The organism is Enterobacter cloacae complex sp. SYL003, assembly GCF_049236925.1.
Taxonomy (GTDB): Bacteria; Pseudomonadota; Gammaproteobacteria; order Enterobacterales; family Enterobacteriaceae; genus Enterobacter; species Enterobacter intestinihominis.
In genome coordinates this window covers 155806-169427 of sequence record NZ_JBMKJK010000004.1, presented here as the reverse complement: position 1 = coordinate 169427, position 13622 = coordinate 155806, and the positions used below count along the sequence as shown (strand labels likewise).

Below are 13622 nucleotides of genomic sequence, written 5' to 3'. Positions count from 1 at the left end.
AAAAACTCTCCTGGCGTGTCTGCGCGAATGTACTACTTTCAGTAAAGTGACTTTTACAGGGAGGGTCAATGAAACCATTATCGCTTTTATTATTGTCGAGCCTGACGTTAGTGGGTTGTGGCGCGAACAATACCCCTTCAAATACGCCTCTTCCGGGTGTAAAAACCTCCGTCGGGACGAGCACGCTTGAAGCCGGTGCTCAGCTTATCCAGTCCCGTCCGCCCATTGATGCAATGAGTGCCTACCTTGACGGTTTCCATTTTTATAGCGGGGATAAAAATGGCCAGATGGAAGCCCATCATTATGTAACCGTGTTGAATGAAGACGTGATGCAGGCGGTGATCTACGACGGTAACACCAAAGATGCCCGTTTAATGGGCGTTGAGTACATTATTAGTGAGCGTTTGTTTAACACACTGCCGCCGGAAGAAAAAAAATTGTGGCACAGCCATCAATATGAAGTGAAATCCGGCAGCCTGATTGCTCCAGGTTTACCTGCAGTGGCTGACAAAGCATTGATGAGCAAAATTGTGAATACCTACGGCAAGACCTGGCATACCTGGCACACCGACCGCGATAAAAAGCTGCCGCTCGGCATTCCGGCACTGATGATGGGCTTTACCGGGGAAGGGCAGTTAGACCCTAAACTTCTGGCGGACAGAGATCGACGCTTTGACGTGAGCACGCAAGCCATCAAAGAAGAACGTAAGGATATTGTGGCGCACCCAGTTGCTAAGGGAGCGGATGCCTGGCAACGTGGTGAAGAGATCCAGCTTAAGCGGGTTAGAGGTTCAGGTGAGCATGGCCAGGGCGACACAAGCCATTTTTGATATCAAAAGCCTTCAGGAATACCCCGGCAACGCCGGGGACAGGGCCAGTCCTATTATTTTCTCGTCCTCAGGCATCAGAAACGCCATGTGGCTGAAAGATTACCTGCAATCGAGTCATAGCCAGAACGAAACATTTCGCTTTCAACCCCGATGCCCAATTCGACATCAGCGTTGATTTTATAGCTCATACCTGCCTTAACACCCAGAGTGTCACGACCAGTCACCTGATTCCTGGAACTAAACCCTGTGCTTCGATAGTTGGCGAAAGAGGCTTGTTGCACTACGTTGCCATCAAGCAGTTCATGATCCCAGGTGAGCTGCAGCTCAGCTGCGAACGATGCCCCTGAAGCGAGGGGTACATTCCAGTTACCATTCACCCCGATACTTGATCTCAGAGAATCGAAGGTCTGCGAACCCAGCATCAGTCGGCTGCCGTCATTGCCGCTTTCCTTCACGCCGGGACGATGTAATGTGGTGTAATTCAATGACGTTACCGGTCCGGCGTTCACATTATTATTCAGCGCCCATCGATAGCCTCCGCCGGCCGTAACAGAACCTGACAATCCGGTCCAGGTGGCATGGTGGCTTGCTCCGTAAGTTTCTACATTAATGTTTCTGTCCAGCCAGCTGGCTTCAATACCCAATCGGCCAGTGCCGAATAAATACATTCCTTCGGACCTTTCAGCGCCGTAACGAGCATGAACACCCAGATCGAAAGCAGTGGTTTTCCCGGTTGCGGTTTCTGGTGATTTCACCGTCACCGACTGACCGCTGACCGCACCATGAAAGCCATAAATCCAGTTGTGATTCTCATCGTTTTGTTTTTCAGCACCGAATACAATGCCATAACTGCTGGCGTCGTACCCTACACTGTCACCCTGACGCTGTTGCCAGAAGCCGCCGCCAAAGGGTATGGCAAAGCTGCGCCATTCGCCTTCCGTCAGTTGCTTCGGCATAACCACAGGATTTGGCCCGCCAACGATCCGCGCTATCTGCTGTTCACGCTGCAGGGAACTTGCGAACATGGCGCTGTAGGCGCCCGCAGAAAGTTGCGGCAAGGCATTGCTGATACTCCCGCCATCAGTGGCTGAGAAATCCAGAGTACGGTACAGCGGTTGTATATCCGACTTAGCTTCCGCCACAATTTTATCCAGTGCTTGCCCTACCTGCCGCGCATTAGCGTCCTGCGCATACCGGCTGTATGCGTTTGAAGCGCGCAGCATTGAGAGCTGCCAGCCATTCTTTCCCTGTGGCGTTGTTTGCAGCGTTAGCGTGGGTGAACGGAGCACGCTGTTCACCGCACTGAAATTGCCGTCGGAAGCGTCCGTTTTTAGCAAATCTTGCGTATTCAGACGCCAGTTTGTTGCGTACCAGTCCGGCTGCGGCGCAAACGACAGTTGACCGTCAAATTGTGCGTGACCGTCCACTTGCAGAGTATCATGCCTGCCGCGCCCGTCGACTTCCAACAACAACTGCCCGGTATTCCCCTGTTGATAAGCACCGGATATTTTGATTTGCCCAAGTGAATTACCCGGCGCAAGGATCCCGTTATTTACAAAGCGGCCTTCCTCATTAAGCGTATAGCTGGCGTTGCCGGACAGGCTGGCACCTGGCGCGATAGTCATGCTGTAAATCTGGAAATCGCCGTTAAGCGAGGTTTTCCCTCCGTGCGCGTCCAGTGCCAGATTATTGATACCTTCAATGTTTCCGCGGTACGTAAAGCTGAAATCAGCATCGGCAGCTTCCGTCGCTTGCCCGTACGCATTGGCCTTCCGACCGAAGGTAAGAAGCGTTAACCGCTGTTGGCCATAGTCATCCCGCTGGGCGTAGTCCGAATAAATATCACCCTCCAGCCGGGCACCCGTTAATATATTTATATTACCGACCAGCGCGTTCGGTGATATATAAATCGCCGCGCCTTTACCGGCAACCCGTCCGCTGATGTCGGCATTGTCTACCAGCGCTCCCTGCAACTCGGGTAATAACGCATCGTAATAGCCGTCCACGATATGAAGCCAGGATCCGCGATAGTCCACCTCGTTACCCAGGAGGTTATTGCCAAAATCAAAACTGATACCGACGCCACTGGCTCCCAGTGCCTGAACGTCGCCACGTTGAATAAGGCTGTGCTGTTTACCGTAGGCAAACATCACCCCACGGCCATTAACGCCATCGGCGTATATCCGTACATCGGGATCGATGCTCAGGGTGTTATTTTGCCCATCTATACGGATGCCCGCGCCGCCAGCCCCTGACGTCAACAGGTCCGCTTGTTGAAAGATATGGTTATTACTGCCATACACATGCAGGCCAACTCCCAGATTAGCGGTATTGTATTGACCAGCCAGATAGCCATCCGCCTGCTGATTACGCTGAAAATAGCCATTGCGGTTAACGAGCGTTTGCCCGTTGCCATATAGCGAAAAACCGAAAAAGTTACGCCGGTCAATCTGATATCCCATATCCTGCAGCAACGCCAGTTCCGCTTCCATAAACGTGGTGTAATTGCGGTAGTTCTGATGGCTCATCATGCTGTTTTTCAGCTCGATATGGCTCATGTAGTTATCATCGACCGAGCCGTCGTCTGCTAACATTTTCACCGGCACGCCAGGCATGGCGCCTGCAAGGACTTCATCCACATGCCTGCCGGTGAAATAGCCTTTATCAAGCCGTACATCAAAGCCTTGTGGATCCCATCTGTTATTGCATCCATTACACAATATTACTTGCCCTGGCCGGGCAGGATTGCCACGGTCATCGCGCAGATGGCTGGTCCAGGAGCCAAAAGGCACGGTATCAAAAGCAGGCGTGAATGTGCCACTTCCTTGCAGATCGGTAACCATATTGGATATTCCCAGTCCATGTGCCAGCTCATGAACAGCGACGCTGACCAGATCGGCCTTTCCAGTGCGCGGCAATTGCGCGGGCACATAGGGAACGTTATCAAAATCCAGTTTGCCCATGATGAACTGGGCGTGGGAACCAAAGGTCAGCTCTCCGGTATCAATGCCGTTCAATGCGCCTTGCAACTGCGTCAGACTTATAATGCCGTCGGTAACTGAATCGCTGGAACTTGCGGCATTCTCGTCGTTAAACGTCCCCACATTGATAATGGCAGGCAGTTGCCCCGGGCTGGGGGTAATAACCTCAGCCCAGTAACGCATAGCATCGAGTATTTTTTCTTTTTGTTGCTGGCCAAGATCCCAGGTTGACTCAGACGCATTCGGCCAGTCCGGCATAAAGGGGCCGTCGCCAACATTAAAGAAACGCACTTCAAATACCGCAATATTATGTGGGTTATAGACCAGATAGCTTTCTTCTGCATACGGATTATTACTGACAAATAAACCCGTTAATGCAGCCGTCATAAAAACCCTTTTCATATTAACCATCCATGTGTGAAAAAATAATGTTTACGTCCGTCAATATAAATTCACATCTGAGCTCAATGAATCATAAACAAATATAATAATTATCGATGTGGTTTGATAATTTAGAATAACGAGTGACCTTGCCCTGTGATAGCCTCGTTTTTCAGGATTTTATAAACGGTGGAGCGGGCGATCCCGGATTGAGAAACCGGGTCCCGGTGAACAGGAATGTACCGACATATGCAGGGGAAATAACGGATAGGGTATGGTGTCGTGGCATAATCGACATAAGCGTGAGGCTTTACTGTACTTCACGACACCAAAAACTATCAGATCGCTTATCAATCAAAGCCAGCGAGAGCGTTTGAGCCGAAGCCACAGTAATACACAGGCTCCCAGCGTGACAGCGACCGTAGCCGGATAGCCAAAGAGCGTCTTCAGTTCCGGCATATGTTCGAAGTTCATACCATACATGCTAAAGACTACCGTCGGGATCACGAGGATGGCCCCCCAACCGGCCAGTTTCTTCACGACTTCGTTTTGCTGCACTGAAACCAGTGCCAGGTTAACGTGCATCGCGCTGCTTAGCAGCTCACGCATGTCATTTACATCCGTTACTACATGGCTTGCGTGATCCTGAATATCTCTGAAATACGCCCTGAGGGGTTTTGGAATAAGTTCTTCATGAATGCGGATAAGCTCTGTACAGATTTCTTCTACTGGCTGAGCGGCGTTGCGAAGCCCGAGTAGATTACGGCGGAGGGAATACACGTCCTGAATAGCTTCACGGTCAAATTCACTGTGAAAAAGTGTCGCTTCTATATCACCAATTTTGGTGTTGAGGCGCGCAGTCAGCTCTGCATAACTGTCAACAATAAAATCCAGAATACAGTAAAGAGGATAAGCCGGACCGTACGAAAGCATGTCCGGGGCCTCAGCAGCACGGGCGCGTATAGGTGCATAGCTCACTGAAGCACCATGGCGCACCGTAATAAGGAAGTTTCGGCCCACAAACAAATGCGTTTCGCCAAACTCAATATTGTCGTCCTGTCCACTGACGGTTTTTACAACGATAAATGCCGAGCTGCCATAACGCTCTATTTTAGGCCGCTGATGTGCATTAAGCGCATCCTCAACGGCCAGATCGTGCAGACCGAACTCCTCCTGGACTTTGTACATAAACGCAGGTTCAGGCTGCCAAAGCCCCAGCCAGATAAACGCATCGGTATCCTGGATGACTTCACTGATATCCTCAATATCTACGGTTTCGGCGGGGTGGCCTGAACGGTAGACCATACAGTTAACAATCATTTCCTGACTATCCCTTAAGCATGTGTCTAAGAAGCTTAACCATTTCCGTTAAATTTCCAAATTTTTATGCCGGCAGGTTTTAATATGTTGAATACTCAGAAAGGTCATGTTCACGCGTCGTTCAATCCGGGCACTGACTCTCCAGCCATTGACCGACGACGGGCCATAATTTCTCCGCACATCGTGTACGAAAAAATCCCATATGCCCAATGGACGAAAGACCAAACTCTGCGTGCCGTATCTCGCAGCGTTCTATTTTTGCTTGTTGCACTGGCTCCATCAGCCGCGCAATAGCTTCACGGTTAGCCCAGGGATCGTCATCAAATCCCATTACCAGCACGGGTAGGGTGATCTCACTAGCCCGCTGGCGTGCATTCCAGTGTGGATCATCGTAGAAATATCCAGGCATTGCGCTCCAGCGCCCCCATTGAAGCATGACTGGCGCCGGTAAATCTTCACCCAGCCCCAGGCGCCTGGCAGGCATGTAACCGAAGATACGGCACAGAATCGGAGCCAGAACACGTAATACGCACCAGACACGCACCTTTTCTGTGGTGCGTTTGATGGTGCTCGTCACCCCGGCATGTGAGGCTACAATGACCGCAGCTTGCAGGGCGTGGGTGGCTGTTGAAAGCAGAACGGCATGCCCGCCCACACTGTGTCCTACCGCCAACAGGCTAAGCTCTGGAAAATGTGCTTTAGCCCAGGCGGTTATACATCCGACGTCCTGGTCGATCCAGTCAGACATCGAAACGCGGTAAGTACGGACCAGCCCGGATTTAGAGAGGCCGGTGCCGCGATAATCGTATGTGAGGACGTTGAATCCTCTGTTAAAAAGATATTCTGCGAATCCCTTATAAAACCCCTGTACAACCGCCGTTGCCGGATGAAGGAGCACTATCGCTTTGGCATCGCTTCTTTCCCAAATTGTGGCTGCCAGAAATCCACCTTCATTGACGGGTATTATGACTGAACGCATTCATAGAGCCTTATTTATGTGGTCATACCAGTTATGCCTGAATTAAATCTAGCCTTTACTACCCCATCTGGCGATTTTTTTTTACACCCCAGCGTTTGTCCCTCGCTCAAAGCAGACAATAAACCTCGCCCGAGCGTTTTTAGCGAAACACACTGCCTTATGGGCTCAACGTGAGGAAGGGTACTCGCCGGATAAACGCCCCTTTAAAAAATCCTCTTCTATACTCAGTTACGTTTAGGGAAATATGCCGCCGTTTTTCACGTCGCGTTGTTTTAATAGCCATTGCACGCGCGAACAGCAGGGACATATATCCACGAAAACGCCTTAATGTTGGTCCATTTTGCATTTTTTAGAGGGGGATTCCTGGTATGTTGCATTCTCAATCTTCGCGCGTCGGCACTATTTTGCTGCTGTTGGCCGCGGTTATAGGCTTCGCGGTGGCGCTATACGCCTGGTGGACGCCGCTTACCGGCGTCACAGGCACCATTGGCGCACTGGGCGTGGCCATTGCCAGCGCGGTGCTGGCGATACTGATCTTTGTGTTACGTGCGGCATCGGGGCGCGGGGCGCGTGTTTTCCTGATTATTGTCACCCTGGTGGTGTTGGCGGGTATTGGTTTTGCCGCCGCGCTGCTGCACCAGTACATCATAACGGCAGCCATGGTGGTCGGCCTGATTGGTCTGATTATGCTGAGCAGCCATTCCGCCCGTTACAACCATTCCGTCAGAACCTGAGGAGCCGCCCGTGCATAACGATAAGCATTATCCCTTCATAAAAGTCAGCATGACGGCGCTGGCGCTGCTGGTCACCCCGTTCGCGCTGCAGGCGCAGGATAAAGCCGCTGAGGCCTCTCAGGGGACCCAGGAATCACTGAATATTGATGCGGCCGATCAGCAGGCGCCTGGAACCACAAAAACCACAGACGATGCCTCAACCGGTAGCGGTGACGGAAAGAAAGTCGCCTCGGCCAGCCAGCCAGCGACGCCGCTGGTGCCCGGCACGCCAACCTGGGACAGCTTCCACGGCCAGCTTAACGCGCAGAAATACAGCCCGCTTACCCAGATCACGGCGGATAACGTCAGTAAATTAACGAAAGTCTGGGAGTTCCATACCGGCGACGTCTCGGATGGTAAAGGTGATACGCCAGCGACCGTGTGGTCCGCAACGCCCATTTTCGCTAACGACACGCTCTACATCGGTACCCCTTTTGATCGCCTGATTGCGCTGGATCCGGGCACGGGTAAAGAGAAGTGGCACTATGACACCAAATCGTCGCGCAAGGCACTGACCCAGCCGGTGCTGAAAAACCGCGGCGTTTCCTACTGGCAGGCCAAAAATCCGGTGAAGGGAGAGGCGTGCCAGAAGATGGTCTATATGGGCACCGTTGACGGCAAGCTCTTTGCGCTGGACGCCGATTCAGGCAAACCGTGCAGCGGCTTTGCGGAGAACGGGGTGCTGGATCTGAATCAGTGGAACACCGTTAACGCCAAGTATCCGCTCTCTGTCCTGCAACCGCCAACCGTCGTTGGCAACCATCTGCTGGTGGGTTGGGCCGGGAAAGACTGGGCCTATGCCGAAGCGCCTCCGGGTACCGTATTTTCTGTCAACGCCCAGACCGGCAAGCTTGAATGGACCTTTGAGGCGATACCGGCAGAGATCCGCAAGCGTACCGGTACCGCCAACGTCTGGACGCACATGTCCGCCGATGAGGCCAATGGGCTGGTCTATCTCCCGGTCTCATCGCCGTCTCCCAACTATTGGGGCGGCAACCGCGTCGACGCAATTCCGCTTGGCACCTCCACCACCGCGCTGGACATCAACACCGGTAAAGTGGTCTGGTCCCGTCAGTGGGTACACCACGACGTCTGGGATTACGACATCAACTCTGCCCCGACGCTGATGGATATCACCGTAGACGGCAAGCAGATCCCGGCGCTGGTTCAGGCCACCAAGCAGGGCTTCCTGTTTGTGGTTAACCGCCTGACCGGGGAGGACGTATGGCCAATCGAAGAGCGTCCGGTTCCGCAGGGTGATGGTTCGGTCCAGGGCGAAGTTCTCTCGCCTACACAGCCGTTCCCGACCAAACCTGCGCCGCTGCTCGACCAGTCGAAAAAGCCGGAAATCTGGAAGCTGGCGGATATCGTCGGTGGCGGCCAGTGCTCTCGCCTGTGGGATAACCTGACCTATGAGGGAATGTATACTCCGCCTACCACCAAAGGCGAAGGCACGCTCACCTATCCCGATAGCGCCGGCGGCGTGCAGTGGGGCGGGGTGGCGTTCGATCCGCAAAAACAGATCGCCATCGTCAACACCTCGCATATCGTTCAGTACGTGAAGCTCTACAGCCGTGAGGATTACGATAACGCGGACAAAGACTCCGGCAACGAAAGCGGCTTTGCCCCACAGGAAGGCGCCCCGTACGGTATGCGTCTGCTGGTGGCGAGCAACTGGCTGGGCATGCCGTGCTGGCAACCGCCGTTTGGTGAAATCGTGGCGATAGACATGCACACGGGCGATGTGAAATGGCGTCGTCCGGTTGGCGCCTCACAGCAGTATGGCTTCTTCATGCCGGAAAGCTGGGGTTCGCCTACCATTGGTGGCCCGGCAGTGACGGCGGGTGGCGTGATCTTCATCGGTGCTTCAATGGATGCCAAAGTGCGTGCCTACTCGGTAGAGAGCGGTGAGGAGCTGTGGTCCGATCAGGCAGAAGCTCCAGCGGTAGCGAACCCGTCCGTGTATGAATATAAGGGTCGGCAGTATGTGGCCTTCGTGGCTGGCGGGAACACGATCCTGAAGGATCAGGTAGGCGATCAGGTGGTTGTCTACGCGTTGCCGGAATAATTCATCAGGAAGGTGAAATAAGCGTGGGGCCTGCGGGCCCCACTTTATTTTGCAGTAGTCGTTTCACCGACGCACTTATTTATCGGCTGATGCGCCAGCACGCGTTGACATCTGCTCGGCAGACTTCAGATGCTGCTCAACGACTGGCGTGTGCTCGTTGGCCAGAGCCTTCACATCCGGATCGTCGATTTTACTGGCGTCGCTCTTAAGCTTCGACAGCACCTTCTCGTGGTCCTTCACGCCAGCATATTCCATATACATTTTGTCAAAAGCGTCACCGCGCTGGTTTTCAAGCCTTGAGTTCAGGGCTTTATGGGCGGCGTCTGGCTCGGTCGGCAGCTCTACGCCCTTTTTCTGGGCAACGGCCTGCACTTTGGTCAGGGCGGCGCCGTGGTCGTCGACCATTTTCTGGGCGAATGTTTTCACTTCACTGGTCTGGGCCTTGTCCAGGGCGAGCCTGGCGGCGGCGACTTCGTTGATATTGGCCTGCGCCATGTCCTTTAACGCTTTCTCGTCGCCGGAGCTGAGTCTGGCGTCCGGTTGAGCCTGGCCCGCAGCGTTAGTTTGCGCGGCGCTTGTCGTCTGGGCTTGTACGCCAACGGTGCTGAACATTGCTGCAACTGCTGATACGGCTAGCAGCCTTTTCAGGGTTTTACTCGTGTGCATATTGTTCTCCTGATGGTCATGGTACAGGTAAGTTTCGGTTACCTTACGCGCAACCGGGCAGATAAATGCTAACTGCACAGGTCAGTATAGTAGATGAACCTGCTGTAATCGCAGGTTGCGTCAGAGAGGGCAGGTAATAATGCTCAACAGGCGACGCTTATCGCTCAGTCTCTCTACGACATTGGCACGGATCATTCCCATATTTGATGCTAATGTTAAATAGATAGATTTATTAACAGGAGGAATGATATGAAAAAAGCACTATTAGGGAGTGTATTGGCTTTAACAGTTGCAAGCTTTGGCGCATCTGCGGCAGATATGATTTCCAAAGATGAAGCGCACCACTTCAAACTTGAATACCTGGGCAATGTATCTGTAGGGGCTTCAGGTGGACAAATTTCTTCACCTTCAGATCTTCATCAAAAACTCTCGAAACTGGCAGATGAGAAGGGCGGGAAATACTATGTCATCATCGCTGCTCGAGAGCATGGCCCTAACTTCCAGGCCGTAGCAGAAGTCTTCAAATAATCTTTCCGAATAACGCAGAAACCCGCTCATGGCGGGTTTTTGCTTATAGGGAGCAAAAAAAATGCCCCTGGTGCGGGGCGAGTTTGAGTCAAATCTTTTCTTATGTTTATGTGCTCTAAGGCGTTGGCACAATAACAGCTTATTCAAATAATGCAATCTAAATGCATATTTAAATGCAATGGCCCCATCTGCCCCTCATCTCAAGGTGAAGGCAGCATACGTAACGCAGATAGTCTACGCTTTACATAGGGTTATGGTTAAAACCAGTTAGATACTGGAAACAGTAAACGGCCGCAAGAGGTAAATATGAAAGTTGACGCAATGACGCAAAAGGCAGAGGAAGAAATTTCAGCGCTTATAGCCAAAAAAATTGCAGAATTACGAAAAAAAACAGGGCAGGAAGTATCTGAAATTGAGTTTATCGCTCGTGAGGCCATGACAGGCCTGGAGGGGTATGAAGTAAAAATCAAACTCCTGTAAGCGTTTCTTCCTGAAATGGTCGCTCAATTCTTGCCGCAAAAGAGAACCGGGCGTGGTGCCCGGTTGTTTTATGGATAATCAACGTCTTTATGAGCGAATAAACGTCAGGATATCGGCATTTATGGTATCTGCATGCGTGGTATGCATCCCATGCGGGAAGCCTGGATAGATTTTTAGCTCGCTGTTTGCGAGCAGCTTATCCTGAAGAAGGGAGGCATTTTTATACGGGACGACCTGATCGTCATCACCCTGCAACACCAGGACGGGAACCGTGATGGCTTTGAGATCGTCCGTCTGGTCGGTTTCTGAAAATGCCTTAATGCCATCATAGTGGGCTTTGGCGCTACCGATCATACCCTGACGCCACCAGTTCTGGATTGTTCCCTGCGAAACCTCTGCTCCGTCTCGGTTAAATCCATAGAAAGGACCGCTGGCGACGTCGAGGTAAAACTGGGCGCGGTTAGCGGCCAGCGCCTGGCGGAAGCCGTCGAACACCTCAATGGGCGTACCGCCGGGGTTCGTGTCTGATTTTACCATCAGCGGAGGAACGGCGCTGACCAGTACCGCTTTGGCCACTCGCCCCTGAGGCTGGCCGTACTTCGCAACGTATCTGGCGACCTGGCCTCCGCCGGTGGAGTGGCCGACGTGCACGGCATTACGCAAATCAAGGCTTTCGACCACGGCTGATGCGTCGGAGGCATAATGATCCATATCATGACCTTCACTTACCTGGTCGGAACGACCATGACCACGACGGTCGAGGGCGATGACGCGGAAGCCTTCTGCAAGGAAAAAGAGCATCTGGTTATCCCAGTCATCGGCGCTCAGCGGCCAGCCGTGATGGAAAACGATCGGCTGCGCATCCTTCGGACCCCAGTCTTTGTAATAAATACTGACACCATCTTTCGTTGTTACGAATGCCATATTTCAGACTCCTCTGCTAATGGCAACATGTGTGAAGGCTAAGTAAATAGCCCAGCATTTAGGGACGTAATAAAACTGACTTATATTAATCTTATTACTGATATATCCGCTTAAAGTGTAGAAGGGTTCCTGAAAACAGTTATAGATTAATTTTGTATGGTCATTATTTATTTTTAAACGAAATATCCCCTAAACCAGCCGGGGCACTGTGTTATTTTTCTCGCGTGGTGAATCCCCCTGTGCGGAGGGGCTAAACAGCACGTGTAGCTTAGGCAATCAGTAGCGGGTCAAGGTGGCTGACCAACGACTCACCGGGAGGCACCTGGCACCACACATACGTTAAAGCTTGTATCTCGCTAAATTTATTAGGGATGGTGTATGAAGTTGGGCTTTTTGGCTGGAGCAGTGCTGGCAACCTGGTTGTCTTTAACCTACCCGACGCAAATGAGAGCTGTTTTTGAACAACTGGTTACGATAGTGCAGCAAATCACGCAGCCTTCAGCAGAGCCTCATTCTGATATGGTCACACCGGAACAGTCATATCCTTGATTGTTATATTTACGATGAAAGTTACCCATCGTAATAGTTAACCTGTGCTTATTTTTCTGATGGGCTTATTATTGGCCGGGCAGAGGTTACCGCCACCCGGCCTGACGGTCTTAAACGATCGCGTTAGGGCACGCTTCGCCCTTATCAAGCTGCTGTAAATTCCCCAGCGTGGTTTCCGAAATACTGATCAGCGCTTCGGCGGTCAGAAACGCCTGGTGGCCGGTGAACAACACATTGTGGCAGGCCGACAGGCGACGGAACACGTCGTCCTGAATCACGTCGTTAGATTTATCCTCAAAGAACAGATCGCGTTCGTTCTCATACACGTCCATACCCAACGCGCCGATTTTTTGCGTTTTCAACGCTTCGATAGCGGCCTGAGAGTCGATCAGTCCGCCGCGGCTGGTATTGATGATCATCACGCCGTCTTTCATCTGGTCGAACGCCGACTGGTTAAGCAGGTGATAGTTTTCCGGGGTCAACGGACAGTGCAGGGAGATAACATCAGACTGCGAGAAGAGCGTTTTCAGATCGACATACTCCACGCCCAGCTCCAGCGCAGCGGCGCTTGGATACGGATCAAACGCCAGCAGGCGCATGCCAAATCCTTTCAGGATGCGTAGGGCGGCCACACCAATTTTGCCGGTACCGATCACGCCTGCGGTTTTACCGTACATGGTAAAGCCGGTCAGCCCTTCCAGAGAGAAGTTGGCATCACGGGTACGCTGATAGGCACGGTGAATACGACGGTTGAGCGACATCATCATCCCGACGGCATGTTCTGCCACGGCTTCCGGAGAATAGGCCGGAACGCGAACAACCTTCAGACCCAGCTCTTTGGCGGCATCGAGATCGACGTTGTTAAAGCCCGCGCAGCGCAGGGCAATGTATTTCACGCCCTGTTTTTTCAACTCTTCCAGTACCGGTCGGCTACCGTCATCGTTAACGAAGATACACACGCCTTCGCAGCCGTGGGCGGTTTTAGCCGTCTTTTCAGTCAGCAGAAAGTCGAAAAATTCAAGATCGAAACCGTACGTCTCGTTAACATGTTGCAGATACTTTTTGTCGTACTGCTTTGTGCTATATACCGCGAGTTTCATAAGACTTTCTCCAGTGATTTTGGAACCACGTTAGCATGTTTAA

11 protein-coding genes are annotated in these 13622 nt (G+C 52.2%); 5 read left to right on the top strand and 6 right to left on the bottom strand.

Annotation, left to right across the window (positions count from 1 at the left end):
* Window positions 1–68: 68 nt before the first annotated feature.
* A complete protein-coding gene (locus ACOT1A_RS07010) occupies window positions 69–830 on the top strand; it encodes an OBAP family protein (RefSeq protein WP_022647998.1) in 762 nt (253 codons plus the stop codon).
* 74 nt (window positions 831–904) lie between these two features.
* Here ACOT1A_RS07010 and ACOT1A_RS07005 read toward each other — a convergent pair whose 3' ends face one another.
* The 3 genes from ACOT1A_RS07005 to ACOT1A_RS06995 all read right to left on the bottom strand — a co-directional run bounded on the left by ACOT1A_RS07005 (window position 905) and on the right by ACOT1A_RS06995 (window position 6491).
* Window positions 905–4213, bottom strand: a complete 3309-nt coding sequence (locus tag ACOT1A_RS07005; RefSeq protein ID WP_276170087.1) for an autotransporter outer membrane beta-barrel domain-containing protein — start codon at window positions 4211–4213, stop codon at window positions 905–907.
* Window positions 4214–4546: 333 nt separating this feature from the next.
* A complete protein-coding gene (locus ACOT1A_RS07000) occupies window positions 4547–5512 on the bottom strand; it encodes a magnesium and cobalt transport protein CorA (RefSeq protein ID WP_022648001.1) in 966 nt (321 codons plus the stop codon).
* A 121-nt stretch (window positions 5513–5633) separates the two neighbouring features.
* Window positions 5634–6491: an alpha/beta fold hydrolase gene (locus ACOT1A_RS06995; protein WP_023306125.1), complete on the bottom strand. Its 858-nt coding sequence runs from the start codon at window positions 6489–6491 to the stop codon at window positions 5634–5636.
* Window positions 6492–6859: 368 nt separating this feature from the next.
* Between ACOT1A_RS06995 and ACOT1A_RS06990 the strand changes: the two genes are divergently transcribed.
* Complete coding sequence (locus tag ACOT1A_RS06990) at window positions 6860–7225, top strand: hypothetical protein (protein ID WP_023300020.1); 366 nt, start codon at window positions 6860–6862, stop codon at window positions 7223–7225.
* 10 nt (window positions 7226–7235) lie between these two features.
* The gene (locus tag ACOT1A_RS06985) at window positions 7236–9332 is read left to right on the top strand and encodes a pyrroloquinoline quinone-dependent dehydrogenase (protein ID WP_232934457.1); all 2097 of its coding nucleotides are present in this window, start codon (window positions 7236–7238) and stop codon (window positions 9330–9332) included.
* A 75-nt stretch (window positions 9333–9407) separates the two neighbouring features.
* Here the strand turns inward: ACOT1A_RS06985 and ACOT1A_RS06980 are convergent, their stop codons facing one another.
* Window positions 9408–9998 carry a DUF4142 domain-containing protein gene (locus tag ACOT1A_RS06980; RefSeq protein ID WP_022648005.1) on the bottom strand — a complete coding sequence of 197 codons (591 nt, stop codon included), beginning with the start codon at window positions 9996–9998 and terminating at the stop codon, window positions 9408–9410.
* A 249-nt stretch (window positions 9999–10247) separates the two neighbouring features.
* On the opposite strand from ACOT1A_RS06980, the gene ACOT1A_RS06975 reads away from it, so the two are divergent.
* Window positions 10248–10526 carry a DUF1471 domain-containing protein gene (locus ACOT1A_RS06975; protein WP_003857380.1) on the top strand — a complete coding sequence of 93 codons (279 nt, stop codon included), beginning with the start codon at window positions 10248–10250 and terminating at the stop codon, window positions 10524–10526.
* 306 nt (window positions 10527–10832) lie between these two features.
* On the top strand, window positions 10833–11006 hold the full coding sequence (locus tag ACOT1A_RS06970) for a GnsA/GnsB family addiction module toxin (protein ID WP_022648006.1): 174 nt from the start codon (window positions 10833–10835) through the stop codon (window positions 11004–11006).
* 87 nt (window positions 11007–11093) lie between these two features.
* On the opposite strand, the gene ACOT1A_RS06965 is transcribed toward ACOT1A_RS06970, so the two are convergent.
* Together ACOT1A_RS06965 and ACOT1A_RS06960 are read right to left on the bottom strand one after the other, a co-directional pair.
* The gene (locus ACOT1A_RS06965; RefSeq protein ID WP_022648007.1) at window positions 11094–11930 is read right to left on the bottom strand and encodes an alpha/beta fold hydrolase; all 837 of its coding nucleotides are present in this window, start codon (window positions 11928–11930) and stop codon (window positions 11094–11096) included.
* A 659-nt stretch (window positions 11931–12589) separates the two neighbouring features.
* Entirely contained in the window at window positions 12590–13579 is a 990-nt protein-coding gene (locus ACOT1A_RS06960; protein WP_003857375.1) for a 2-hydroxyacid dehydrogenase, read from the bottom strand.
* Window positions 13580–13622 lie beyond the last annotated feature (43 nt).

Excerpts from the sequence above, each read along its gene's own strand:
- ACOT1A_RS07005 (WP_276170087.1), bottom strand. The coding sequence starts at position 4,213 with ATGAAAAGGGTTTTTATGACGGCTGCATTAACGGGTTTATTTGTCAGT.
- ACOT1A_RS06995 (WP_023306125.1), bottom strand. The coding sequence starts at position 6,491 with ATGCGTTCAGTCATAATACCCGTCAATGAAGGTGGATTTCTGGCAGCC.
- ACOT1A_RS06960 (WP_003857375.1), bottom strand. The coding sequence starts at position 13,579 with ATGAAACTCGCGGTATATAGCACAAAGCAGTACGACAAAAAGTATCTG.
- ACOT1A_RS06980 (WP_022648005.1), bottom strand. The coding sequence starts at position 9,998 with ATGCACACGAGTAAAACCCTGAAAAGGCTGCTAGCCGTATCAGCAGTT.
- ACOT1A_RS06970 (WP_022648006.1), top strand. The coding sequence starts at position 10,833 with ATGAAAGTTGACGCAATGACGCAAAAGGCAGAGGAAGAAATTTCAGCG.
- ACOT1A_RS06990 (WP_023300020.1), top strand. The coding sequence starts at position 6,860 with ATGTTGCATTCTCAATCTTCGCGCGTCGGCACTATTTTGCTGCTGTTG.
- ACOT1A_RS07000 (WP_022648001.1), bottom strand. The coding sequence starts at position 5,512 with ATGATTGTTAACTGTATGGTCTACCGTTCAGGCCACCCCGCCGAAACC.
- ACOT1A_RS06965 (WP_022648007.1), bottom strand. The coding sequence starts at position 11,930 with ATGGCATTCGTAACAACGAAAGATGGTGTCAGTATTTATTACAAAGAC.
- ACOT1A_RS06975 (WP_003857380.1), top strand. The coding sequence starts at position 10,248 with ATGAAAAAAGCACTATTAGGGAGTGTATTGGCTTTAACAGTTGCAAGC.
- ACOT1A_RS07010 (WP_022647998.1), top strand. The coding sequence starts at position 69 with ATGAAACCATTATCGCTTTTATTATTGTCGAGCCTGACGTTAGTGGGT.